This window comes from Streptomyces sp. NPDC055103, assembly GCF_053607625.1.
In genome coordinates this window covers 1-24184 of record NZ_JBSGTX010000088.1, presented here as the reverse complement: position 1 = coordinate 24184, position 24184 = coordinate 1, and the positions used below count along the sequence as shown (strand labels likewise).

20 protein-coding genes and 1 pseudogene are annotated in these 24184 nt (G+C 73.9%); 8 read left to right on the top strand and 13 right to left on the bottom strand.

Features of this window, described 5'->3' with window-relative positions:
• Nucleotides 1-56: 56 nt before the first annotated feature.
• The 3 genes from ACWFR1_RS35645 to ACWFR1_RS35635 form a co-directional block, all read right to left on the bottom strand.
• The gene (locus tag ACWFR1_RS35645; protein ID WP_453558939.1) at nt 57-650 is read right to left on the bottom strand and encodes a TetR/AcrR family transcriptional regulator; all 594 of its coding nucleotides are present in this window, start codon (nt 648-650) and stop codon (nt 57-59) included.
• A 76-nt stretch (nt 651-726) separates the two neighbouring features.
• On the bottom strand, nt 727-1398 hold the full coding sequence (locus tag ACWFR1_RS35640; protein WP_453558936.1) for a GntR family transcriptional regulator: 672 nt from the start codon (nt 1396-1398) through the stop codon (nt 727-729).
• Nucleotides 1399-1471: 73 nt separating this feature from the next.
• Nucleotides 1472-2656: a CaiB/BaiF CoA transferase family protein gene (locus ACWFR1_RS35635; RefSeq protein ID WP_453558933.1), complete on the bottom strand. Its 1185-nt coding sequence runs from the start codon at nt 2654-2656 to the stop codon at nt 1472-1474.
• A 145-nt stretch (nt 2657-2801) separates the two neighbouring features.
• Between ACWFR1_RS35635 and ACWFR1_RS35630 the strand changes: the two genes are divergently transcribed.
• Nucleotides 2802-3983, top strand: coding sequence for an acyl-CoA dehydrogenase family protein (locus ACWFR1_RS35630; protein ID WP_453558930.1), 1182 nt, complete (start codon nt 2802-2804; stop codon nt 3981-3983).
• A 143-nt stretch (nt 3984-4126) separates the two neighbouring features.
• On the opposite strand, the gene ACWFR1_RS35625 is transcribed toward ACWFR1_RS35630, so the two are convergent.
• Both ACWFR1_RS35625 and yczR read right to left on the bottom strand, forming a co-directional pair.
• The gene (locus ACWFR1_RS35625; RefSeq protein WP_453558927.1) at nt 4127-4630 is read right to left on the bottom strand and encodes an FBP domain-containing protein; all 504 of its coding nucleotides are present in this window, start codon (nt 4628-4630) and stop codon (nt 4127-4129) included.
• Between the two features lie 67 nt (nt 4631-4697).
• Complete coding sequence (gene yczR, locus ACWFR1_RS35620) at nt 4698-6164, bottom strand: MocR-like transcription factor YczR (RefSeq protein WP_453558924.1); 1467 nt, start codon at nt 6162-6164, stop codon at nt 4698-4700.
• Between the two features lie 100 nt (nt 6165-6264).
• Here yczR and ACWFR1_RS35615 point away from each other — a divergent pair, with 100 nt between their 5' ends.
• Entirely contained in the window at nt 6265-6396 is a 132-nt protein-coding gene (locus ACWFR1_RS35615; protein WP_453558920.1) for a hypothetical protein, read from the top strand.
• Complete coding sequence (locus tag ACWFR1_RS35610; protein ID WP_453558919.1) at nt 6393-7091, top strand: universal stress protein; 699 nt, start codon at nt 6393-6395, stop codon at nt 7089-7091. The genes ACWFR1_RS35615 and ACWFR1_RS35610 overlap by 4 nt, the downstream gene beginning before the upstream one ends.
• Before the next feature lie 72 nt (nt 7092-7163).
• Here ACWFR1_RS35610 and ACWFR1_RS35605 read toward each other — a convergent pair.
• Nucleotides 7164-8486 (bottom strand): annotated as a pseudogene (locus ACWFR1_RS35605) (DUF6777 domain-containing protein); the annotation flags it as partial.
• Between the two features lie 149 nt (nt 8487-8635).
• Here ACWFR1_RS35605 and ACWFR1_RS35600 point away from each other — a divergent pair.
• Nucleotides 8636-9991: a streptophobe family protein gene (locus ACWFR1_RS35600; RefSeq protein ID WP_453558916.1), complete on the top strand. Its 1356-nt coding sequence runs from the start codon at nt 8636-8638 to the stop codon at nt 9989-9991.
• Between the two features lie 49 nt (nt 9992-10040).
• On the opposite strand, the gene ACWFR1_RS35595 is transcribed toward ACWFR1_RS35600, so the two are convergent.
• Genes ACWFR1_RS35595 through ACWFR1_RS35585 form a run of 3 tightly spaced genes read right to left on the bottom strand, consistent with a single transcriptional unit; the run spans nt 10041 to nt 14405 of the window.
• The gene (locus ACWFR1_RS35595) at nt 10041-11027 is read right to left on the bottom strand and encodes a serine/threonine-protein kinase (RefSeq protein ID WP_453558914.1); all 987 of its coding nucleotides are present in this window, start codon (nt 11025-11027) and stop codon (nt 10041-10043) included.
• The gene (locus ACWFR1_RS35590) at nt 11027-11752 is read right to left on the bottom strand and encodes a hypothetical protein (protein ID WP_453558913.1); all 726 of its coding nucleotides are present in this window, start codon (nt 11750-11752) and stop codon (nt 11027-11029) included. The genes ACWFR1_RS35595 and ACWFR1_RS35590 overlap by 1 nt, the downstream gene beginning before the upstream one ends.
• A 4-nt stretch (nt 11753-11756) precedes the next feature.
• Nucleotides 11757-14405, bottom strand: a complete 2649-nt coding sequence (locus tag ACWFR1_RS35585) for an FHA domain-containing protein (protein WP_453558910.1) — start codon at nt 14403-14405, stop codon at nt 11757-11759.
• A gap of 103 nt (nt 14406-14508) precedes the next feature.
• Between ACWFR1_RS35585 and ACWFR1_RS35580 the strand changes: the two genes are divergently transcribed.
• Nucleotides 14509-15165, top strand: a complete 657-nt coding sequence (locus tag ACWFR1_RS35580; RefSeq protein ID WP_453558907.1) for a TetR/AcrR family transcriptional regulator — start codon at nt 14509-14511, stop codon at nt 15163-15165.
• On the opposite strand, the gene ACWFR1_RS35575 is transcribed toward ACWFR1_RS35580, so the two are convergent.
• Nucleotides 15129-15935: a class II aldolase/adducin family protein gene (locus ACWFR1_RS35575; RefSeq protein ID WP_453558904.1), complete on the bottom strand. Its 807-nt coding sequence runs from the start codon at nt 15933-15935 to the stop codon at nt 15129-15131. The genes ACWFR1_RS35580 and ACWFR1_RS35575 overlap by 37 nt on opposite strands.
• Nucleotides 15936-16051: 116 nt before the next feature.
• Nucleotides 16052-16867 (bottom strand): DUF3626 domain-containing protein, encoded by an 816-nt coding sequence (locus ACWFR1_RS35570; RefSeq protein ID WP_453558902.1) that lies wholly within the window; start codon nt 16865-16867, stop codon nt 16052-16054.
• 202 nt (nt 16868-17069) lie between these two features.
• On the opposite strand from ACWFR1_RS35570, the gene ACWFR1_RS35565 reads away from it, so the two are divergent.
• Entirely contained in the window at nt 17070-17729 is a 660-nt protein-coding gene (locus ACWFR1_RS35565) for a ThuA domain-containing protein (RefSeq protein WP_453558899.1), read from the top strand.
• Nucleotides 17730-17925: 196 nt separating this feature from the next.
• On the top strand, nt 17926-19323 hold the full coding sequence (locus ACWFR1_RS35560; protein ID WP_453558896.1) for an NADP-dependent succinic semialdehyde dehydrogenase: 1398 nt from the start codon (nt 17926-17928) through the stop codon (nt 19321-19323).
• 24 nt (nt 19324-19347) lie between these two features.
• Here the strand turns inward: ACWFR1_RS35560 and ACWFR1_RS35555 are convergent, their stop codons facing one another.
• Together ACWFR1_RS35555 and ACWFR1_RS35550 are read right to left on the bottom strand one after the other, a co-directional pair.
• A complete protein-coding gene (locus ACWFR1_RS35555) occupies nt 19348-20376 on the bottom strand; it encodes a PHP domain-containing protein (RefSeq protein ID WP_453558894.1) in 1029 nt (342 codons plus the stop codon).
• 10 nt (nt 20377-20386) lie between these two features.
• Nucleotides 20387-22471 carry a SpoIIE family protein phosphatase gene (locus ACWFR1_RS35550; RefSeq protein ID WP_453558892.1) on the bottom strand — a complete coding sequence of 695 codons (2085 nt, stop codon included), beginning with the start codon at nt 22469-22471 and terminating at the stop codon, nt 20387-20389.
• Nucleotides 22472-22588: 117 nt separating this feature from the next.
• On the opposite strand from ACWFR1_RS35550, the gene ACWFR1_RS35545 reads away from it, so the two are divergent.
• A partial coding sequence (locus tag ACWFR1_RS35545) for a BTAD domain-containing putative transcriptional regulator (RefSeq protein ID WP_453558889.1) occupies nt 22589-24184 on the top strand: 1596 nt, incomplete at its 3' end.

The window sequence follows — 24184 nt, the reverse complement described above, 5'->3', positions numbered from 1 at the left end:
TGAGTCAAGAGTCCGGGACAAACGACCTGTTGGCGAAGTGACCGACCGGTAGGCTTTCAGCCGTCGATCAGGGCCACCAGCTGATCGGCCGTCATGTCGAGCTGCTCCTCGGCGACTTGATGGTCGCCGAGGACCAGGAACTGGAGCGTGAGTCCGTCGATCGCCGCCGCCAGATATCGCGCGAGCACCTCCACCGGCACCCGGGGCTCCGCGCCGCGCACCACGCCCACCTGGTCGAGCAGGACGGCCGCCGACGCCACGTACTGCTCGTACTGCGCGCGTGCCAGATGCTCGAACCCCGGCTCGCGCAGGGCGTACTGGGTGAGGTCGTACGTCAGCATGTGCTCACCGGGGTGCGCGGTGACGTGGTCCCAGTACGTCCGCAGCCCGGCCCGCACGGTCTCGCGCAGCGTCGCCCTCGGCTCGACCGCCGACTTCACCCGGGCGACGTAGTTGCCGGTGATCGTCTCGATCGCGGCTTCGAGCAGGGCCTGCTTCGAGTCGAAGCAGTAGTGGAAGACGCTCAACGAGACGCCCGCCTCGGCGCAGATCGACCGCGTGGTCGTCCGCGCGACACCGTCCTTGGTCATCGCCCTGATCGCCGCCTCGACGAGCTGCGTGCGTCGTTCGGCCGACGGCATCCGCGCCATGGTTCCTCCTCGCGTCCGGCGACAGGGTAAGACGCGAGGGCGCGGCCCGGCAGGGGCGGGGGTGTCCGATCCGGCGTCAGCCCCGGTCCAGGTCCAGGACCCCGCGGAGCGCCGCCACCGCGTGGGCGCGGTGCTCGTCCAACCACCGCACGGCGGCGTCCTCGTCGCCGTGCAGCAGCGCCGAGAGCACGGCGCGGTGCTCGTGGACGGCCAGCTCGCGATGCGGGGTCTCCGTGTAGTAGAGCGAGCGGTACGCGTCGGTGGAGTCCCACAGCGTCGCGATGAGACGGACGAGACGCGGCATCCCGGACGCCTCGATCAGCGTGAAGTGGAAGCGCCTGTTCGCCGCCGCCATCCCCGGCACGTCACCCTCCTCGGCAGCCCGCTCCACCTCGCGCTGGATGCCTTCGAGCGTGTCGACCGTGCCGTCCGGCATGCGCCGCACGGCCCTGCGCACCGCCTCCGTCTCCAGGAGCTCCCGGATCCGGTAGATCTCCTCCAGGTCGGCGAGCGAGAGCTCCGCGACGAAGTACCCCCGGTGTATGTGGTGCACCACGAGACCCTCGGCCTCCAGGGCCTTCAGCGCCTCGCGGAGCGGGACGCGGCTCACGTCGAGCCGCGCCGCGAGGGCGTCCTGGCGGATCGGGGCGCCGGGCCTGAGCTCGCCGCTGGTGATGGCGCGACGCAGTTCCTCCAGGACGAACTGCTGGGCGGTCTGCGGCCGCCGTTTCTGCACCGCGCTGCTCATCGCCTGTGACCTTCCGTTCCTGATGTCGCCCACCGGCGGCTTCCGCGGCCGGTGGCCACCATCTTCCTATGGATCAGGGCGTGCGCGCGGGCCGGCCGAGCGCGGTGAGCAGCTCTTCGGTGTGTTCGCCCAGGCGCGGGGGAGCGCTGTGGTACGAGGGCGGGGTGGCGCCGAGCCGGATCGGGTTGACGACCTGACCGGGACCGGCCGCCGGCTCGGGGACCCGCGGCGCGAGCCCCAGCCGGTCGGCGAGATCGAAGGCGGCGGCCAGGTCGTTGATGGGGCCGCAGGGCACCCCGGCGGCGGTGAGCTCGTCGAACCAGCCGTCGGCCGTGCGCGTGCCGAGCGGCCCGGACAGCGCTTCCACCAGCTCTTCGCGATGGGCGACGCGAGCCGTGTTGGTCGCGAAGCGCGGGTCCTCGGCGAGTTCCCGCCGGCCGAGCCGCTCGCACAGCGTGCGGAACTGCCGGTCGGTGCCGACCGCGAGGACCAGCGGCCGGTCCTCGGCCTCGAACACCTCGTACGGCGCGATGCTCGGGTGCCTGTTGCCCATCGCGCGCGGCACGACGCCCGCGCCGAGGTGGGCGGCGGACTGGTTGGTGAGCGCCGAGAGGAGCGAGGTGAGCAGGGAGACCTCGACGCGCTGGCCCTCGCCGGTGCGCTCGCGGTGCCGGAGGGCGGCGAGGATCCCGAGGCCGGCGTGGAGGCCCGTGATGACGTCGACAAGGGCCACCCCCGCCTTGGTGCCGGGCCCTTCCGGTTCGCCCGTCACGCTCATGAGGCCGCCCATCGCCTGCACGAGCAGGTCGTAGCCCGGCAGGCGGGCCCCTTCGGCGGTGCCGAAGCCGGTCACCGAGCAGTACACGAGCCCGGGATGGGCGGCGCGGACGTCCTCGTACCCGAGGCCCAGCTTCTCCATCGTGCCGGGACGGAAGTTCTCCACCAGGACATCCGCGCGGGCGACGATCGCGCGCGCCGTCGCCAGGTCGTCCGGGTCCGTCAGGTCGAGCGAGACGGAACGCTTGTTCCGGTTCACCCCGAGGAAGTACGTGGCCTCGCCGTCGGCGAACGGCGGCCCCCACGCGCGGGTGTCGTCCCCGGACCCGGGCCGCTCGATCTTGATGACGTCCGCGCCCAGGTCGGCGAGGATCATCGTCATGTACGGCCCCGCGAGCACCCGGCCGAAGTCGGCGACGACGATCCCGTCCAGGGCGCCCCTCGCGGTCGTGTCCGGTGTGCCCTCTTGGTCTGCGCGCATTCCGCTTCTCCCTCGCCGACGGTCACGTCGGACCGTACGGGCCGGACATCGAATATTCAATACTGGATCCAATATCCGATCTGGCGCTACGCTTCGGCTCGCCGAGTTGTCACCGCCGTCAGTCGCCCGTCACAGGAGGCCGTCCGTGAAGTCGCCGTCCACCCCCGTCCACCCCTTCGACCTGCTCGCCCTCGACGGACTGCTCACCGACGAGGAGCGCGAGATCCGCCGGACCGTCCGCGCCGTCGCCGACCGTGAGCTGCGGCCGCACGTCGCCGGCTGGTTCGAGAAGGGCGAGATCCCGGCCCGCGAGCTCGCCCGCACCCTCGGCGGCATCGGCGTCCTCGGCATGCACCTGGAGGGGTACGGCTGCGCCGGCACCAACTCCGTCGCGTACGGACTCGCCTGTCTGGAACTGGAGGCCGTCGACTCCGGACTGCGCTCGCTCGTCTCCGTCCAGGGCTCCCTCGCCATGTACGCGATCTGGAAGTACGGCTCCGAGGAGCAGAAGCAGCGCTGGCTGCCGAAGATGGCGGCGGGCGAGTACATCGGCTGCTTCGGCCTCACCGAGCCCGACGCGGGCTCCGACCCCGGGGCGATGCGGACCAACGCCAAGCGCGACGGCTCGGACTGGGTGCTCAACGGCACCAAGATGTGGATCACCAACGGCTCCGTCGCCGACGCCGCCGTCGTCTGGGCCCGCACCGAGGAAGGCGTCCGGGGCTTCCTCGTCCCGGCGGGCACCCCCGGCTTCAGCGCCCCCGAGATCAAGATGAAACTCTCCCTGCGGGCCAGCGTCACCAGCGAACTGGTCCTGGAGGACGTCCGCCTCCCGGCCGACGCGATGCTCCCCGAGGCCCGTGGCCTCTCCGGCCCGCTCGGCTGCCTCAACGAGGCCCGCTTCGGCATCGTCTTCGGTGCCCTCGGCGCCGCCCGCGACTGCCTGGAGACCGCCATCTCCTACGCCCGCGACCGGACCGTCTTCGCCCGCTCGCTCGCCTCCTACCAGCTCACCCAGCAGAAGCTCGCCGACATGGCCGTCGAGCTCGGCAAGGGCATGCTGCTCGCCCTCCACCTCGGCCGCCTGAAGGACGCGGGCGCGATCACGGCCGAACAGATCAGCGTGGGCAAGCTGAACAACGTACGGGAGGCCATCGCGATCGCCCGTGAGTGCCGCACGATCCTCGGCGCCAACGGGATCACGCTGGAGTACCCGGTGCTGCGCCACGCCAACAACCTGGAGTCGGTGCTCACCTACGAGGGCACGAGCGAGGTCCACTCCCTGGTCATCGGCAAGGCGCTCACCGGCGAGCAGGCCTTCCGCTGAACCTGTGAGCCGTCCGGCGGCCCCGAGGCCCGCTCGCGAGCGGGCGGCCTCGGAGCCGCCGGCGAGCGGGTCAAGGGGGCGGCGCGCCCACCGGCGACCGGGCCGTCCGCCCTGATCCAAGAGACTGGCCCAGGGGTCGTCGGTCAGACCGCCGTCACCCGGTCGACGAAGGCGTCGAGGTGGGCCGTCGTCCGTGCGATCCGCTCCTCGACGGTGAGGGACTCCTCCTGGCGCCCGGCGCGCAGCTTCGGCTGCCGCTTGCCCCGGACGTACAGGGAGCAGGCGAGGTCGGCGCAGAGGTAGATGCCGACCGTGTTCCCCTCCCGCCCGCGGGTCCCGGCGAGCGGCGCCACGAGGAGGGTCACGCCCGATGAGGCGTGCCCGGTCAGGCAGACCTGGCACATGCTGGACCTCACGGCACTGGTCCGGCCGGTGGCCGGGACCCGCAGGGTCACGCCGACCGGTCCGTCCTCGCGCGGGACGACCAGGTGCGCGCGGAGCGGCGCGCCCGGGTCGACCCAGCCGAGGAAGTCCAGGTCCTCCCAGGGGAGTTCGGCGAAGTCGAGCGGCAGCTTGAGCCGTGCCGCCTCGCCCTTCGTGCAGTTCACGAAGGACGAGCGGATCTGTTTGTCGGTCAGTGGTTCCACTCGATGGACCGTACACGGACCCCCGGTCGAGGGCACCCGAATATGCGGCCGCCGGGGACCCGCGGCCTCAGGCCACCCAGTCCGGCAGGGCCGGGTCGGCGAACCGCCCCGGAGCCCCGTCGAGCGCCGCCGCGAGCCGCTCCGCCGCCGGCTCGTACACGTCCTCCGGCAGCGTGTACGGGATCCTCAGCCGGTGCTCGTGCGTGCCCGGGTCCACCCCGAACCGGGCACCGCCCTCCACCCGCACCCCGTGCCGAAGGGCGCGGGCCGCGACGGCCGAGGCGACCGGGCGGCCCAGGTCGATCCACAGGCACATCCCGCCGGGCGGCACCGTCCAGCGCCACTCGGGCACGTGCCGGGCCAGCGCCGTCGTCAGTGCCTCCCTGCGCCGCCGCAGCTCCTCGACGCGCCGCGGCAGGATCGTGTCGAGCCGCTCCAGAAGAGCGACCGCGACCAGCTGGTCCAGGACCGACCCCGACAGGTCGGCGGTGATCCGCACCCGGGCCAGCTCGGTCACCACCCGGGCCGCCGCGCGGACCCAGCCCACCCGGAGCCCGCCCCAGCAGCTCTTGCTCAGCGACCCCACGGAGACGATCTGCTCCCCGTCACCGCCGCCGGCCGCCGCGGCGAAGGGCATCGGGGCGGGCACGTCCAGGGCCGTGTCGGTGAGCGTCTCGTCCGCCACGAGCCACGTCCCGGTCGCCCGCGCGGCCCGCGCCAGGTCCCGGCGCTGCTCCTGCGGCATCAGGTGCCCGGTCGGATTGTGGAAGTCGGGGATCAGATAGGCCAGGCGGGGCGCGGTCTGCCGCAGCGCGGCGTCGACGAGCCCGGTGTCCCAGCCGGTCTCCGTCACCGGCACGGGGGCGATACGGAGCATGCGGCCCCGCATCGCGTCGAGGGCGTTCGTGTACGAGGGGTTCTCGGCGAGCACCCGGTCACCGGCCCGGCCGAGCAGCGTCAGGACCAGCGACAGAGCCTGCTGCGCGCCCGTGGTGACGAGGATCTGCTCGGGACGCGTCGGCAGGCCGCGGGCCGTGTAGCGCTCCGCGATCGCGGAGCGCAGCACGGGCAGGCCGTACGGGTGGTAGCCCTGCGAGCCGGCGTAGCGGGGGAGCTCGGCGGCGGCCGACGCCAGCGCCGCGGTGAGCTCCTCCGGTGCCTGCGGCGCGGCGAGGGCGAGGTCGATCGTGGCCCCTGCGTCGTCCTGGAAGGCCCCGAGCTGGGTCGGCGCCTGACCGTCCGGCAGCGCGGTCCAGGTGCCCGCGCCGCGGCGGCTGTGCGCGTAACCGCTCTCCCGCAGCAGGTCGTACGCCCCGGTCACGGTCGTCCGGCTCACCTCCAGCACCGTCGCGAGCTCGCGCTCGGCCGGCAGCCGCAGGCGCAGCGCCACCCGCCCGTCGAGCAGCGCCTCGCGGATTGCTCGCGCGAGCTCCCGGTAGCCGAACCGGCCCTCGGAGGGCGGGGTGAGGAGCGACGCCAGCTGGCGGCCCGTCAGGGTCCGGTCCGCTGTGTGGACCACTCGGGCCACGGCCATGCCAATCACTCCTTATTGGCTCTGCTGTCCAGGCCAATAAGACTACAGACTCCTGTCCAGTGGCCTGGTGGCCACCTCCCCACGGGAAAGGAGACGACCGATGTCCGGACACTTCACCGACCGCGACGAGCGGATGTGGCAGGTGCGCGCAGAGGAGCGCGCAGCCAGGCCCCTGGCGATCGGAGCCTGGCTCCGTGGCCTGCGCGCGGCGATACGCGGTGGCTCGTCGTGAGCGAACCGCGTCCTCCGGCCGCCGGCGGAGCCCCTGCCGGGACGGTGGCCGAGGGGACCGTCCGACGGGTCGTCGTCGGCGTGAGCGGTTCACTGGCCTCCCTCGCGGCCCTGCGGTACGCGACGGCCCTCGCCCGCCGCGAGTCCGTACCGCTTCTCGCGGTGCTGGCCTGGGGACCGCCGGAGGGTGAGGGGCTGTACGCCCGCCGTCCCGACCGGGACTGGGCGCGCCTGTGGGCCGAGGACGCCCGGCAGCGGCTGCGGAGCGCCTTCGCCGACGCCCTCGGAGTCGCGCCCGCGGACCTCGCGATGGAGCGGCGGATCGTCAGGGACGCCCCCGGCGCCGCCCTCACCGCGGCGGCCGACCGCCCCGGCGACCTCCTGGTCGTCGGCGCCGCACCGGGCCGGCGCCGCCTCGCGCGGCTGCGCCGCCGCCCGGTCCTGCTCGCGGTCCAGGACGGCGCGGCCTGCCCGGTGCTGACCGTGCCGGGGCCGGTGCTGCGCCCGGGGGAGGCCCGCGTCCTGCGCGGGAACGCGCGTACCTCCGTACCGGACGGATCCGGGACGGAGGCACGGGCGGACGGGGACCGACGGGCGGTCGAGAGGTCAGATGACGGGCCCGCCGCCCGGACCGGGCGCGGGGACGGAGGGCGAACCCGAGACCGTTCCCGAGGCCGTTCCCGTCAGGGACGGTGAGTTCGACAGGGACGACTGGGACTGCGACTGCGACTGGGGCTGGGATTCGGGGGACAGCGAGGAGACCGTCGACGCCGACTGGCTCGTCTGGAGTCCCGCGGATCCGTCCGTGGCCGGCCCGGACTCGGCGCCCGGGGACGCGTCGGTCGACGGCGACTCGTCCGTCGGACTCGTCGGGTCGGACGGCGAGGTCGGCGCGGACGTCGACGGCGTGGGGGACAGCGTCGAGGGACACGGCGAAGGGGTGACCCCGCCGCTGGGCGCCGGGGTCTCCGTACCCGTCACCGTCACGCAGGGGACCGGGGACGTCGAGATCGACGTCGACGGCGACACGGACGGCGACTTCGAGTGCGTCGGCGGCGGAGGCGGCGGCGGGGTGGGCTTGTCGTGCCGGCCCGTGTCGCCGCGTTTCCGCGCGAACCAGCCGTCGTCCTCGGGGTCGTACACGACGAAGACGTTCACGACGGTCACCGACGGGGCCACGACGACGACCTGGGAGGAGTTGTACCCCTGCCAGGGCGTGCCCGTGGTCTGCGGTGCCTTCTGCGCCACCGGGTCGGTCAGCGGATTGCCACACGCGCAGCGCACCCGCGGAACGCCCCGGCCGTCGACGAGGACGGCGGTACCGCTCTGGAGCACCGCCTGGTACGTGGTGGCGGAGCCGCCCCGGAAGCCGTGGTTCGTCACCCGGGTGTCGACCCGCAGCTGAAGCGGGGTCAGGGAGCGGAGATAGCCCGGAACCTCGTTCGGCTTGATGCTCAGGACCGAGGCGAAGGCGGCGTTCTTCGACGGCTCGGCGGAGAGGAAGCGCACCTGCTGCTCGACGTCGCAGCTCGCGACCGACTGCGTCCCGCCGTAGAGGCCGGGCGCCGCGCCCGACACCCGCGGCGTACCGGCCTCGGCCGAGGCCGTGCGGGGCGGCAGCGAGGCCGCCGAGGCGGGACCGCCGCCGGTGCGGGCCGTCGACTGGGTGAACGGGTCGGGGCCGGACGCGGCGGCGTTCTGGAGGAAGACCTCGCCACCGCCGGATCCGGTCGTGTCGCTCTTGTCGTCCGACCCGCTGGTGAGGACGACGGCCAGGGCGGCGCCCGCCACGAGGACGGCGGTGACCGAAGCGACCTTGGGGACGGACCGCCACCACGGGCGGTCCGGCTTGCCGCCGCCGGCCGGAGCTCCGCCGGACGCGCCGCCTTCCCCGGGGCCACCGCCCGAGCCATCGGGGCCACCGGGGCCACCTGGGCCACCGGATCCGCCGCCCGAGGGCGGTCCTGGAGGTGGCGGGGGACCTGCGGTGCCCGGGCGGGTGCTCGGCCCCGAGAGGGGGCCGGAGGGCGGGCCTGACGGCGGGACCGACGGGGGTCCGGACGGAGGGCCTGACGGCGGGTGGGAAGTCACGTTTTTCCCTTTCTTCCGTTCCGGGCCCATTGTGTGCGCGGAACAGTGCCCGCCCGCAAGCGGAGAACCACCTTCGGCGAGCGGACGATCACCGAACGCGAGCGACGGAACGTTCCGTCCACAAGCGAGCGGCCGCCGCCGGTACTAGCGTGGACAGCGTGAGCAGTCGGCTCTCCACCTCAGCGAGCCCCGCGACCCCGACCGGGCTCTTCGTACGCGTCGGTGTCCAGGCCCTGGCAGCGGTGTTCGCCGGGTACGCCGCCATGGGCGTCGTCGCCGGACTCGGCCTCTGGGCCGCGGGCGCGGCCGACCTGCCCGGCGGCTTCAGCGCCGTCCTCGCCGCGGTCGTCGTGATGGCCACGGGCGGCAAGATCGACCTCTCCGGCGACGCCGGAGCCCTCGCGGGTACCCAGGCCGAACTGACCGCGATGCCCCTCACCGTCACCCTGGTGGGCGCGCTCGTCACCGGATACTGCTTCCTCCGCCCCCTGCGCCATCACGCGGTGGCGGGCACCCGCGAACTCCTCCTCCGCGTCGTGAGCACCGTCGTCCTCTGGCTGGCCGCCCTCGCGGGCCTCTCCGCCCTCGCCCGGCACGACTTCCCGCTCACCATCGGCGGAGACACCTCGGACACCTCCCAGGACTCCCTCGGAGACCTCTTCGGCGAGCTCATCGACGCCACCGAACCCACCGTCGGCTTCCGCGCCGACGTCGGCCCCACCCTCTTCTACGGACTCCTGTGGATCCTCGGCGTGCTCGCCGTCGCCCTCCTCGTGTCCCGCAGGACCCCGCTTCCGCCGCGGCTCGTCCGCTACCACGAGCCCGTCCGGCCCGCCGCCCACGCGATGCTCCTGCTCCCCCTCGCGTACGTGACCCTGGGCCTGGTCATCGGGATCGTCGTCGCGGCGACCAAGGGCCACGTGGCGGAGACCCTCGCCGTCCTCCTCCTCGGCCTGCCCAACGTCTCCTGGCTCGCGCTCGGCGTGGGCATCGGCGGCTCCTGGCAGGGCACGGCGGAGGGCCCGTTCGGCCTCCCCATGCCCCAGATCCTCGACGCCGTACTCCGCGAAGGCGGCGGCAGCGGCACCGATCTGTCCACGGTCGACCTGTCCTCGCTCGCCGCGCAGGACGGGAGGGCCTGGTGGATGCTCCCCGTCGCGGCCGTCCTGCTGCTCGCCGCGGCCTTCGCGGCGGCGGTCCGCTCCCCGGCCAGGACACGGCTCTGGCAGCACTCCCTGCGCCTGGGCGTCGCCTTCGCGCTGACGATGCTGGTCGTCATGCCCCTCACCCTGGTCGAGGCCCGCTTCGGCCTCTCGATCCTCGGCATCGGCGACCTCGACGCACTGGGCGGACAGGTGCTGCTGCGCCCGGACATCTGGAAGACCGTCGGCCTCGCCCTCCTCTGGGGCCTGGTCCTCGGCTTCCTCGGCGGCCTGCTCGCCTCCCGGGTCCACCGCAAGGGCGAGGTGGCGCAGAAGCCGCCGACTTCGGATCCCACCCCGTAGCTACAGACCAGCGGCCCACGTCATAGCCACAGACGCACCCACCCCGTAGCTACAGCTCCCGGAACACCGGCCGCGCCCACGCCGGCGGTGCCGGTGGCGGGCCGAGCCGCCGGGTGCCCGACGTCACCACGGGGCCGCCGGCCGTGCCCCCGGCCGCGAGCGCCGACCGCAGCTCCGCGACGAACTCCAGGCACGTCCCGTACCGCTCCTCGGGCGACTTCGCCAGGGCCCTCGCGAAGACCGCGTCCGCCGCCTCCGGCAGCCCCGGGCGCACCTCGGAGAGCGGCGGCGGCGGATCGTACTGCTGGGCCCACAGCACCGCCCAGTCCGTGTCGCGGCGGAACGGCGGCGCACCGACCAGGGTCTCGAACACCACGCACGCCAGGCTGTAGACGTCGCACCGGCCGTCCACCGGCTTGCCCGAGATCTGCTCCGGCGCCACGTAGTCCAGGGTCCCGACGAACTCGCCCACCGTCGTGAAACCGGTCAGCGACAGGGACTTCTTCGTCAGCCCGAAGTCCGTGAGGTAGACGTGCTCGGGGTGGTCACGGTCGGTGCCCTCGGCGACCAGGATGTTGCCGGGCTTCACGTCCCGGTGCACCAGGTCGTGCGCGTGCGCCGCGTCCAGGGCGGAGGCCACCTGCACGGCGATCCGCCCCGCCTTCGCGGGCGGCAGCGGCCCCTCGCGGTCGAGCAGGGCCACCAGGTCCTGCCCGGCCACGTACCGCATCGCGATGAACAGCACCCCCTCCGTCTCACCGGCGTCGAAGACCGGCACGATGTGGGGGTGGTCGATGGAGGCGGCGACCCGCGACTCGTGCGCGAAGCGCTTGCGGAAGGTGTCGTTACGGGCCAGCTCGGGCGCGAGGAGCTTCAGCGCCACCGTCCGGTCCAGGCGCAGGTCCCGCGCCCGGTAGACCACGGCCATGCCCCCGCGGCCGATCTCCCTCTCCACGAGGTAGCCCGCGATCTCCTTGCCGAGCAGCCCCGAGGGCCGTCCCGCGGGGAGTGCCGCGTCCTGCGCGCCGCCGGCCATCAGTCCTCACCCGCCGGGCCCGGCGGCCGCTCCACGACCTGCGTCGGCGGCGGCCCGGCCGCGACCGCCGGGTCGACCTGGGGTACCACCTGGGTCGGCTCGTACGCGGGCGGTCCGGCCGCCGCCGCGGCGGCCGTCGCGACCCGGTCGCCGGGGGAGGGGGCGGACTCGGGGGCCGTGTCCGCGACGGGCGCCGGGGAGCCGGTGGCGCCGGCGGCCGCCGACGGGGCCGAGGACGCCGCGTACGTACTCAGCCCGAGACCGTCGCAGAACACCCAGCGCTCGTGCTCCGCGTCGTACAGCCACACCGACTCGCCGTCGACGACCATCCCCACCCGCAGCCCACGGGTCCGCAGCCGGAAGGCCTCGCCGTCCAGGCGGCCCGCGCCCAGCTCCTCGGCCGCCCGCCGGTACCGGCCCAGCGCCTCCTCGGCACGGGCGATCAGGGGCCGCGGATCGGCCGTCCTGCTGAGCGGCCGGCCCGCCGCCGGAGGATCGTCCGGCACCGCCACGAGCAGCCGCGCGTCGATCCACGCCGACCAGCCGTTGGAGCACAGCACCCGCCCCCAGTCCCCGGCCCGCTCCGTCAGCCGCACCGGCAGGAACGCGTCGAGCGACACCGTCGGCAGCCCCGGATCCGGGGCCTCCCAAGCGGGAAGACCGTCGCGCGGGACGACGTGGGTGGGCCGGAAGTCCGGCAGGACATCGGGTACGGGGACGCTCACGGGCCTACCTCCGCATCACGACCGGCTCGTGGCGGCGCAGCAGCCGCGCGACGACGACACCGAGGGCGAGACAGATCACGACCAGCATGCCCATGTCGAACAGCCAGGCGTCCAGCGTGTGGCGCATCAGCGGATCGTCGGTCTTGTCGCTCGGCGCGACCTTCCCGATGTCGATCGTCGCGCCCATCGCGGCGAACGCCCAGCGCGAGGGCACCAGCCAGGCCAGCTGCTCCAGGCCGGGCGTCCCGCGCACCGTCAGCAGCGCGCCGCAGAACACCACCTGCACGATGGCGAGGAGGACGAGCAGCGGCATCGTCACCTCCTCCTTGCGGACCACGGCCGACACGAGGAGGCCGAGCATCATCGCGGTGAAGGCGAGGAGGGCGACGGCGAGCGTGATCTCGACGAGCGGGGGCAGCAGGACGCCCTTGCCGCCGGGCACGTTCAGGGGGACGCCGACCAGGGCCACCAGCGTCAGGACCACCGCCTGCACGACCGTGATCACGCCGAGGACGACCACCTTGGAGGCGAGATAGGCGGAGCGGGACAGGCCGACCGCTCTCTCGCGCCGGTAGATCGTGCGCTCCTTGACCAGCTCGCGCACGGCGTTCGCCGCGCCCGTGAGGACCCCGCCCACGCAGAGGATGAGCAGGACGTTCAGGGTCGACTCCGGGTTGAGCCGGCCCTCGGACAGGGCACGGGCCATCGCGCCCATCACGAACGGCAGCGCGATCATGATCGCGAGGAACGTCCGGTCGGCGGCGAGCGCGGCGGCGTACCGGCGCACCAGCGTCCGCAGCTGGGAGCCCCAGCTCTGCGCCTTCGGCGGCGGTCCGGGCTCCGGTACGGCCCGCGCGGCGGCGCCGGCGTATCCGACGTGACCGTCGGTCCCACCGGTCCCGCCGTCCCCGGTGGGCAGAAGCGGGCGGGCCGACGCGTCCGCGACGTACCGGCGGTGGAACCGGGAGGACCGGTACTGCCCGGCCCAGTCGCGGTCCCGGTCGTTCTCGAAAGCCTCGAAGGCCTCCGGCCACTGCGTGTAACCGAAGAAGTCGAGGCTGTCGGCGGGCGGTCCGTAGTAGGCCACCCGGCCGCCGGGGGCGAGGACGAGCAGCCGGTCGCACACGTCGAGGCTGAGGACGCTGTGCGTGACGACGACGATCGTGCGTCCGTCGTCCGCCAGCCCGCGCAGCATGTGCATCACGGACCGGTCCATCCCCGGGTCGAGGCCGGAGGTCGGCTCGTCGAGGAAGAGCAGCGAGGGCTTGGTGAGCAGTTCGAGGGCGACGCTGACCCGCTTGCGCTGGCCGCCGGAGAGGCTGTGGATCGGCTGCTCGGCCCGCTCCGTGAGACCGAGCTCGCGGATCACCTCGTCGACGCGCGCCCGGCGCTCCGCACGCGCCGTGTCCTCCGGGAAGCGCAGCTCGGCGGCGTAGCCGAGGGCCCGCCGCACGGTGAGCTGGAGGTGCAGGATGTCGTCCTGCGGCACGAGTCCGATGCGCTGCCGCAGCTCGGCGTAGTCCCGGTAGAGGTCACGGCCGTCGTAGAGCACGGTGCCCCGGTCGGCGGGGCGCTGACCGGTGAGCGCGCCCAGGAGCGTCGACTTTCCGGCACCGGACGGCCCGACGACCGCGAGCAGGCACTTCTCGCCCACCGGGAACGACACCTCGTCGAGGAGGGTCTTGCGGCCGTGGTCCACGGTGACGGCGAGCTCCTGGACGTCGAGCGAGATCTCGCCGGTGTCGGTGAACTCGACGAGCTGCCCGCCGATCAGGCAGAACGCGCAGCGGCCGATGCCGATGATGTCCTCCGCGGTCACCCGCGCGTCGACGACGGGGCGGCCGTTGAGGAAGGTGCCGTTGTGACTGCCGAGGTCGTGGATCGTGTAGGTGCCGTCGGACTCTGCGCGCAGTTCGGCGTGGCGGCGGGAGACGACGAGGTCGTCGACGACGACGTCGTTGTCGGGCGCGCGGCCGATCCGGATGCTGTGGGCGGGCAGTGGCCGCACGGACGTCGGCTGCCGGAAGGTGCCGGTGGCGGCGGGGTACGGGACGGAGGGGGGCCGCAGCGGCTCGGGGGCGCGGGGCGTGGCGGCGGGGCGGAGCGGCTCGGGGGCACGGGGCTGCTCGGCGGGGGCGAGTGGTTCGGGGGCACGGGGGTGCTCGGCGGGGTGAAGCTGTTCGGCGAGCCCGGGCCCTACGGCGGGGCGGAGCGGTTCCGCGGGCCGGTACGGATCCGGAGGACGTACGGGGGTGGCTGCCGGCGGCTCGGGGGCCGGAGGTTCGGCCGGCGGGGGTGCCGGGGTCGGGGGTGCCGGTGAGTGGGCCCTGGGTGCCGTCGAGAGCACCGCTCGCGGGCCGTCCTCCGGATGCCCGAACCGTACGACCGTCCCGGCTCCGACCTCCCGTGCTCCGGCCACCCGCAGGCCGTCCACGAAGGTGCCGTTCGTACTGCCCTCGTCCGTCAGGTCCCAGTGGCCGCCGACGGCGCGGAGCAGTGCGTGGTGCCAGGACGCCCGGGCGTCCGTGAGCACGACATCGCTGGTGGGGTCGCGCCCGATGCGATAGACGCGACTCGGGCTCATGAGCGTCGCGTCCCCGTCGATCTCGAGGACCAGGGCGGGCGCGGCAGGCGCGACGGGCCGCTCTCCCATGCGTGAATCCTATCCGCCGACGCTGATCCCTGCCCGGGATGGAGCCGCCGGTAGGGTGGGCGCTTCCGCCGCCGGACACGGCGCCCGACGAAGGAGGCCCACCGTGCCGAAAGGTGTCACCAGGCGACGGCCCCGCACGCGCGCGGCGCTTCTGAAAGCCGCCCTGGAGGCCTTCGCCGAGCACGGTTTCCACGCCACGACGATCGAGCAGATCTGTGAGCGCGCGGGCTACACGCGGGGCGCGTACTACTCGAACTTCGCCAGCAAGGAAGAGCTCTTCCTCGCGCTCTTCGACGAGCACAGCGACCGCACCGTGCGACGGCTCGCCGACGCGATCGACGCGCTGACCGCCGAGGAGTACACCCTGACGCGGCTGGCCGAACTCGCCGCCCGTATCGAACCGGACGAGCGCGACTGGTACCTCGTCACCACCGAGTTCACCCTGCAGGCCATCCGCGACCGGCAGGCCGCGTGGGTGCTCGCGCGCCACGACGAGCGGCTGCGCGCCGAGATCGCCCGCGGCCTCACGCTCGTCCTGCGCCGGGCCGGGCGTGAACTCACCGTCGACGCCGACCGGTTCGCCCGGCTCATCGTCGCCCTGCGCGAAGGCGGCCTCGCGCAGAGCTACGTCGAACCGGCGGCGCTGCCGCCCGGCAGCCTCGAACGCGAGTTCCTCGCCCCGCTCCTGGAGGTCTCAACGCGGGAACTCCCCGTCCCCGAAGGTCAGTCGAAGAGGTCGGGGTCGGACGCGGTGATCTGATCCCACAGCGGGCGCGCCTGGAACCAGCCCGCGAGGTGGCCGCCGACCTGGCCACGGGTGAGGAGGGCCGTCTCCCGGTCGATCAGCTGCGGGGTGCCCGCCGCCATCGCGAGGAGCTGCGCCTGGCAGGACCGCTCCATCGTGACGAACCACCAGACGGCCTCGGCGACGGAGTGACCGACCGTCAGGAGCCCGTGGTTCTTGAGGATGACGGCCTTGTGCTCGCCCAGGGCCTTCGCTACCCGCTCGCCCTCCTCGGTCTCGTTCACGACGCCCCGGTAGTCGTCGTAGATCCCGTGGTCCTCGAAGAAGGCGCACGCGTCCTGGGTGATCGGGTCCAGCGGGATGCCGAGGCTGGAGAACGCCTTGCCGTGCAGGGAGTGCGAGTGCGCGGCGGCGACGGCGTCGGGCCGGGCGGCGTGGACGCGCGAGTGGATGACGAACGCCGCCCGGTTCACGGGCCTGCGCCCTTCGAGGACCGTCCCCTCGTGGTCCACCAGGATGAGGTCCGAGGCCTTGATCTGGCTGAAGCTCATCCCGAACGGATTGACCCAGAAGGCGTTCGGGTCGCCGGGGTCGCGGACGGTGATGTGCCCGGCGACACCCTCGGAGAACCCGAACCTCCCGAAGATCCGGAACCCCGCGGCGAGCTGCTCCTTGCGGTACCGGCGCTCCTCCTCGACGGTGCCGAAGGCCGGTGGCAGCGGCAGGACGACGCCGTCGGGCAGCGGCCCGACAGCTGCGGCGAGCGCGGGCGGCACGGTGCTCATGGCGGCTCCTCGGTGAGCGGGGTGGGGCACGGCGCGCCAAAAGATACAGAGATGTATCCGATACGACAACGGATCGGCGGAACCAGCCCGGAACCAGCCCGGGAGCCGCTCCGGAGTCAGACGGCCGGCGCCCCGAACCGTGCCAGGTAGTGCCAGACCTTCTTCACGTCCTGGGGGTCGTGCTCCCCGGAACCGGCCGCCTCCTGCACGATGCGCGGGTCCAGGATCCCGTCGCCGGCGATCCGGGCACCCAGCTCGACATACTCCGGCCCCCGGAACCCGGGATGCCTGCGCAGCTCCTCCACGGAGAGCCGGAACCCGCCGTGCCACTCGACGGCACACGGCAGCCGCCGCGCCGCCGCCTCGACCTCCGTACCCCGGTGGCTCGGATCCAGGACCAGCGCCTCCACGTCGCGGCCGATCACGACGGGCCCGTGCACCTGCGCCTCGATGTAGTCGTCGAGCGGGTCCTTGTCGTCGGCCTCGGCGAGCGCTGTCAGGCGCATCCGGGAGGCGACGCCGAAGTCCGTGGGCTCCAGGAAACTGTCCGGATAGCAGAAGGACGCCCGCTCCACGGCTGACGCGGTCAGCCGGAGATGGGCGGAGCCGAAGCGGGGAGCGGCGCCGAAGGAGCGGCGGCGGAAGTCGAGTGCGCCGTAGACCGGGCGCGTGTGCGCGGGAGCGGCGTCGTACGCCCCGCCGAAGATCCGGCTCTCCCAGCGCAGGCGGTCCCCGCCGGGGTGGGCGGTGAGGCCGCCGTTGCTGGTGCCGGTCACGAACTGCGAGAGGTAGACGCCGCCGTCCGCGAGACGGTCGAGGAAGTGGGGGTGGAAGTTGAGCGTGACCCGTAGGGCGGGGTCGACTCGCTTGCCTGTCGAGCGGGCGGCGACATGCGCGAGGGCCTGACGGGCGTGCGCGTGGAGGGGTGTCATCGGGGGATTGTGCCGGGGCGGCCGGGCTTGCCGCGAGGGGTTGTCACTGGCTACGGTCGGGGCGGAAGTCTAGAAAGCGCTTTCTCCTGTCATCGTCCCAGCCCGCACCGCCGAGCCGATACGGCCCAGCCCGCACCGCCCGCACCGCCCGGCCCGCACCGCCGAGACCTCACCGCCGAGCCCTCACCCAGGAGTCCACCGCGTGCCCACCGCCGACGTGCTGATCTACACCCGCACCACCGGGTACCGCCACGACTCCATCCCGGCCGGCGCCGCCGCCCTCGCCGGGATCGCCCGCGAGCAGGGGTGGGGGGCCGAGGTCACCGAGGACCCGGGGGCCTTCACGCCCACGCGGCTGGCCCGGTGCGCCGCCGTCGTGCTGCTCTCCACCACCGGCACCGTCCTGACGCCCGAGGGCCGCGCCGCCTTCGCGGCGTACCTCCGGGGCGGCGGTGCCCTCCTCGCGGTCCACGCGGCCGCCAACGCCGAGCCGGACTGGCCCTTCTACGGAGAGCTCCTCGGCACCCGCTTCGACGGCCACCCGGAGCTCCAGCCGGGCACCCTGCTCGTCGACGACCACGACCATCCGGCGACGGCCCCGCTCCCTGGCCGCTGGGCCTGGACCGACGAGTGGTACAACTTCACGGCCAACCCGCGCGGGACCGGCGTCCGCGTCCTGGCGCGGGCCGACGAGACCTCGTACAGCGGCGGCACCCTCGGCGACGACCACCCGCTGGTGTGGTGCCGGGAGATCGACCGGGGGCGCGTCTTCTTCACCGCGCTCGGACACTCCTCGGAGGCGTACGACGACCCGGCCTTCCGCGCACACCTCTCCGGCGCGCTGGCCTGGCTCACCACCTGACAGCGCCCCGCACGACCGCCCGCCGCCCGCCGCCCGAGAGTCCGAGAGCCCCCGTCCCTCCCCGCAGCGCCCCGTCCCGCCCCGGGAGCGCCCCGGCACGCCCGGGAGACGTCACCCCACCGCCCCGCCCCTGTTGCGCCGCCGCGCCCGGCGCGGGAGGTTGCCGGTGGGGGCCGATGGCAGGAGGAGAGACGTCATGGGCATCGCCACGGTGAACCCCGCGACCGGGGAGACGCTGCGCACCTACGAGGCCCACGGGCCCGAGGAGGTCGAGCGGCGCATCTCCGCCGCGCACGAGGCGTACCGCCAGTACCGCACCACGTCCTTCGCCGAGCGCGCCCGCCTGATGCGGGCCGCCGCCACGCTCCTCGACGAGGACGGCGACGACATCGCCCGGACCATGACGATCGAGATGGGCAAGCCGATCGCCGCCGCCCGCGCCGAGGCCGCCAAGTGCGCCAAGGCCATGCGCTGGTACGCCCGCAACGCCGAGCACCTGCTCGCCGACGAGCATCCGGCCGAGAGTGACGTCCAGGACTCCGGCGCCGACCTGGCCCGCGTCCACTACCGGCCCCTCGGCCCGATCCTCGCCGTCATGCCGTGGAACTTCCCGCTCTGGCAGGTGATCCGCTTCGCCGCACCGGCGCTCATGGCGGGCAACACCGGTCTCCTCAAACACGCCTCGAACGTGCCGAGGACCGCCCTCTACCTCGGCGACCTGTTCCGCCGCGCCGGATACCCGGACGGCTGCTTCCAGACGCTCCTCATCGGCTCACGCGACGTCGAGGCCGTCCTCCGGGACCCCCGGGTCATGGCCGCCACCCTCACCGGCAGCGAACCGGCGGGCCGGGCCGTCGCCGCCGTCGCGGGCGACGAGGTCAAGAAGACCGTCCTGGAGCTGGGCGGCAGCGACCCGTACATCGTCATGCCCTCCGCCGACATCGTGCGGGCGGTGAAGACCGCCGTCACCGCGCGCGTGCAGAACAACGGCCAGTCCTGCATCGCGGCCAAGCGGTTCATCGTCCACCACGACGTCTACGACGACTTCGCCGAGCGCTTCACCGCCGCCATGAACGCCCTGTCCGTCGGCGACCCCCTCGACGAGTCCACCGACGTCGGCCCCCTCGCCACCGAGCAGGGCCGCACCGACCTGGAGGCCCTCGTCGACGACGCCCTACAGAAGGGCGCGACCGTCCTGTGCGGCGGCGGCCGCCCGGACGCCGAAGGGCTGCGGCGAGGCTGGTACTACCGGCCGACCGTGCTCACCGGGATCACCCCCGCGATGCGGATCCACCAGGAGGAGGCGTTCGGCCCCGTCGCCACCGTCTACCCGGTACGGGACATCGAGGAGGCCGTGGCCGTCGCCAACGACTCGCCGTTCGGGCTCAGTTCGAGCGTCTGGACCCGTAAGGACGAGGACATCGCCTTCTTCGTCCGCGACCTGGAGGCCGGCGGCGTGTTCGTCAACGGCATGACGGCCTCCCATCCGGCGCTCCCCTTCGGTGGGATCAAGCGCTCCGGCTACGGCCGCGAACTCTCCGGCCACGGCATCCGCGAGTTCTGCAACGCGACGACGGTCTGGCAGCGCGCCTGACGGGTCGCGTTCCGGGGCGGACCCTTAGTCCCGCGTCCACGCCAACAGCCGTTCCGCCGACCAGGTGCTGATCACCCGTTCCTCCGGTACGCCGCACTCCTCGGCCCGTGCGCAGCCGAGGATCTGCCACTCCAGCTGGCCCGGCGCGTGGGCGTCCGTGTCGATCGCGAAGTACGCTCCCGCGTCCACCGCGACCCGCAGCAGCGCGCGCGGGGGATCGAGGCGCTCCGGGCGGCTGTTGATCTCCACCGCCGTACCGGCCTCGGCGCACGCTGCGAAGACCCGCTCCGCGTCGAACTCCGAAGCGGGCCGCAGCCGTCCGCCCGCCACGAGCCGCCCCGTGCAGTGTCCGAGCACATCCATCAGCGGGTCGCGGACGGCTCGTTCGAGCCGGCGGGTCATCGTCCGCGCGTCCATCCGCAGTTTCGAGTGCACCGAACCGACCACCACGTCCAGCCGTTCGAGCAGTTCAGGCTCCTGGTCGAGCGAACCGTCCTCCAGGATGTCGCACTCGATCCCGGTGAGGAGCCGGAAGGGCGCCCACTCCTCGTTCAGCCGCGCCACCACGTCGAGTTGCTCCCGCAGCCGGTCCGGCGAGAGGCCCCGTGCGACCGTGAGCCGCGGCGAGTGATCCGTGAGCACCGCCCACTCGTGACCGATGCCGGCCGCCGTACGGCCCATGGCCTCGATCGTGGCGCCGCCGTCGGACCAGTCGGAATGCAGGTGGCAGTCCCCGCGCAGGGCCGCCCGGAGCGCCTCACCCGCGCCGTCCGCCGGATCCGAGGACCGCAGACTCTCCGCCAGTTCCGCTTCGAGTCGCGCCAGGTACTCCGGCACTCGGCCCTCCAGCGCCTCACGCACCACCGCCGCGGTCTTCGGCCCGAGCCCCTTCACCGACTCCAGGGTGCCCGCCGCCGCACGCCGGGCCGCCTGGCCCTCCGGCAGGGCGTCGACGGCGGCGGCAGCCGTGCGGAACGCCCGCGCCCGGTACCCCGGCGCCTGCGCGCGCTCCAGCAGGAACGCGATCCGGTGCAGCGCGGCCACGGGGTCCACGACGTCCTCCTCACCTACCGCCCGGGACGGTGTCGGCCGCCCCCGGAGCCGGCTCGATCTCGCACCACACCGCCTTGCCCTCGCCGCGCGGCTCGACGCCCCACCGGGACGACAGCGCGTCGAGCAGGAGAAGCCCGCGCCCCGAGGTCGCCGCCTCGCCGGGGGTACGCCGCCGCGGCCAGGCGCTCGACCGGTCCTGCACCGAGAGCCGTACCCGCCGCACCGGCTCCGGCAGCACCTCAAGCGTCAGCACCGCGCCGCCCTCGGTGTGCAGCAGGACGTTGACGAGCAGCTCGCCCGTCAACAGCTCGGCGTCGTCGGCCAGTTCCGGCAGACCCCAGTCGCGCAGCGCCTGCCCCACGGCCGCCCGCGCGTCTGAGAGGCCCTGCGGATCGGCCTGGTGGATGTACTGGTGGATCCGTGGCGCCCGGGGCGTGCCCGGGTCAGGGCTGCGCCGCAACACGAGGAGAGCGACGTCGTCGCCCGAGCCCCACCGCTCCCACAGCCGCTCCGAAAGATGGTCGGCGAGCGCCTCCGCCTGCGGCGGACCGCTGCCGATCGCCTCGGAGAGCGCGTCGAGCCCCGCGTCGATGTCGGAGCCCGGCTGTTCCACGAGACCGTCCGTGCACAGCACGAGCGTCTCCCCGGGCACCAGGTCGAGCCGCGTCTCCGGGAACTCCTCGTCGCCGAACACGGTCGCGAGCCCCAGCGGCAGCCCGCCCCGCAGGTTGGGCCGCCCGACCCGGCCGTCGGTGTGCCGGATCAGCGGACCGAGATGCCCGGCCCGCACGGCGCGCAGGGCGCCGCTCGCCAGGTCGACCTGCGCGTAGGTACAGGTCGCGAAGCGGTCGGTGTCCAGCTCGGCGAGAAACCGCGACGCCCGGGCGAGGACCGTCGACGGGGCGTGCCCCTCACCCGCGTACGCCCGCAGCGCGATGCGCAACTGGCCCATGATGGCGGCCGCGTGCGTGTCGTGCCCCTGTACGTCGCCGACGACGATCCCGACCCGGCCGCGGGGCAGCGGGATCACGTCGTACCAGTCGCCGCCGACCTGCCGTCCGCTCCAGGCCGCGTGGTAGCGCACGGCGATCTCGCCGCCGGTGATCTCCGGGATCCGGCGCGGCAGCATCGTCGCCTGGAGTCCCGTGGCGAGCTCCCGCTCCTCGTCGAAGAGGATCGCCCGCTGCAGCGACTGGGCGACGATAGCCGCGAGACCGAGCGCGAGGTTCCGCTCGTCGGGGTTGAAGGACGACCGCCCCCGGTAGAACAGCGCCATACCGCCCAGTGAACGGGCCTGCGCCACCAGGGGCAGGTAGCAGGCCGACCGGAACTCGAGACGTGACAGGTACGGCGCCAGCTCGGGGAAGTCCCGGCCCAGCGACTGGAACGAGGAGACGAACCGGGGCCGGCCGCTCAGCACCGTCTCGGCCAGCGGAAGCCCCCGGTCGAGCCGCCGGCTGCGGAAGTCGTTCAGGGCGTCGAGGGACTCGCCGCTGAGCGCGATCACGTTGAGCGAACCGTTCTCGACGAGCCCGAGCGCCAGTCCGTCGGCGCCGAGCCGGGCGAGCCCGCCGGGGCCGGTCAGGGCCGCGGTCACGTCGTCCACCGTCACCGCGCGCGACAGCGCGTTCGTGGTCCGCTCGACGATGCTTGTCTGCACCTCGCGCCGCTTCTCCAGCTCCTGCACGAAAGCGGAGTGCGAGACCTCGGCGGTCGTGTCCCGCACTACCCCGACGATCCGCTGGGCGCGGGCGTCCGGCCTGCGCAGGATTCGTGCCTGCACGTGCGTCCAGTGGGGTGCACCCTCGGCCTGCGGGATCGGGAAATGCGCGGTGTACGACACCGAGCCACCCTTCACCGCCTCCCGGACGATGTCGTCGAGCCGGGTCCTCTCCTCGGGCGCCAGTCGTGCGACAAGGGTCGCCGGGCGCCCGTCGAAGGTGTCAGGGGCCAGCCCGAAGACCAGCAGCCCGGACTCGTCGACATCGATCGTGCCCGTGTCGAGATCCCAGTCGAAGCTGCCGGTCCGGTTCATGGCGAGCCGCTCGGCGGGCCCGATCTCGCCGCTGCGCGTACGCCGGTCGTCGTCGGTCATCCCCCCCATTGTCGAACCCGCACCCCGTGGACGCCATGGCGGTGACACGGCGTGGCGCAAGTTCGCCCAGGGCGCGGGCCGGCCCGGCGGGTGTGTCCGGCGGGGCAGAATGGGCCGGTGAAGCCGTCCTACCGTGTTCTCGGTCCCTGCCAGGCGCTCCGCACCGACGACGGGACGGAGGCCACGCTGAACGGTGCCAGGCTCCGGGCGCTGCTCACCGCGCTCGCCGCCGGCAGCGCAGGGGCCTCGCCCGCGGTATCCGACGGCTCCGGTGGCTCCGCGGGCGCCGGACGGCCGATGAGCACCCGCGCGCTGATCGCCCAGGTGTGGGCCGACGACGACCCGGCCGCCGGTCCGGACAGGACCGCCGCGCTCCAGGCCCTCGTTGGCCGGCTGCGCCGGGCCCTCGGACACGAGGCGATCGTCTCCGCGCCCGGCGGCGGCTACCGGCTGGCCGCCGGCCCGGACACCGTCGACCTGCACCGTTTCGAGCGGCTCGCCGCCGAGGGCTCGACCGCCCTCTCCGAAGGGGACGCCGTACGGGCCGCCGCCCTCCTCGACGAGGCCCTCGGCCTGTGGCGCGGCCCCGCCCTCGCCGACCTGCCCGGCCGGGACGCCGACCCCCTCGTCGTACGCCTCGAACAGCGCCACGCGCGAGCGCGCCGCGACCGGTTCGCCGCCGATCTGGCCCTGGGGCGGGCCACGGACGTGCTCGCACCGCTCGCGGCCCTCGCGGCAGGGAATCCGCTCGACGAGCCCGTCCAAGCCCTGCGGATCCGGGCCCTGCGGGCCGCCGGACACCCGGCGGAGGCCCTCGCGGCGTACGAGGAGGTACGGGCCGGCCTCGCCGACCGGCTGGGCGCGGACCCGGGCCCCGAACTGCGTGCCCTGCACGCCGAACTCCTCGGCGCGCCCGCGCCCGGACGGACCGCGGGCCGGGCCGGGCGCCTGCCCGCCCGGCTGACCTCGTTCATCGGCAGGGACGGCGAGCTGGACGCGCTCGCCGCCGGGTGGACCGACCGGCGGCTCGTCACCCTCACCGGACCGGGCGGCGTCGGCAAGACCCGGCTCGCCCTGGAAGCGGCCGAGACCTTCGAGGGCGGACCGGTGCACCTCGCCGAACTCGCCTCCGTACGGGAGGAGTCCTCGGTGGCCGCCGCCGTCCTCAGCGCGCTGGGAGCCCGTGAGACGCAGCTGTGGAACGGCCCGGCCGGCGCCGAGGAGGCCGGCCCCAAGGGCGCGCTCGCCCACCTCGTCGAGTACTGCGCCGGGCACCGCATGCTGCTCGTCCTCGACAACTGCGAGCACCTCGTCGCGGCCGCCGCCGGACTGGCCGAGACCCTGCTCGCCCGCTGTCCCGGTGTGACGGTCCTGGCGACGAGCCGGGAGCCGTTGGGGGTGCCGGGGGAGGTGTTGAGTCCGTTGGGGCCGTTGCCGGTGGGGATGGCGTTGCGGTTGTTGGGGGAGCGGGGTGCGGCGGCGCGGCCGGGTTTCCGGGTGGCGGACGACGCGGGGGCGGCGGAGGAGGTGTGTCGGCGGCTTGACGGGTTGCCGTTGGCGATCGAGTTGGCGGCGGCGCGGTTGCGGGTGTTGTCGGTGCGGCAGATCGCGGACCGGTTGGATGATCGTTTCCGGTTGTTGACGTCGGGGGCGCGGACGGTGTTGCCGCGGCAGCAGACGTTGCGGGCGGTGGTGGACTGGTCGTGGGAGTTG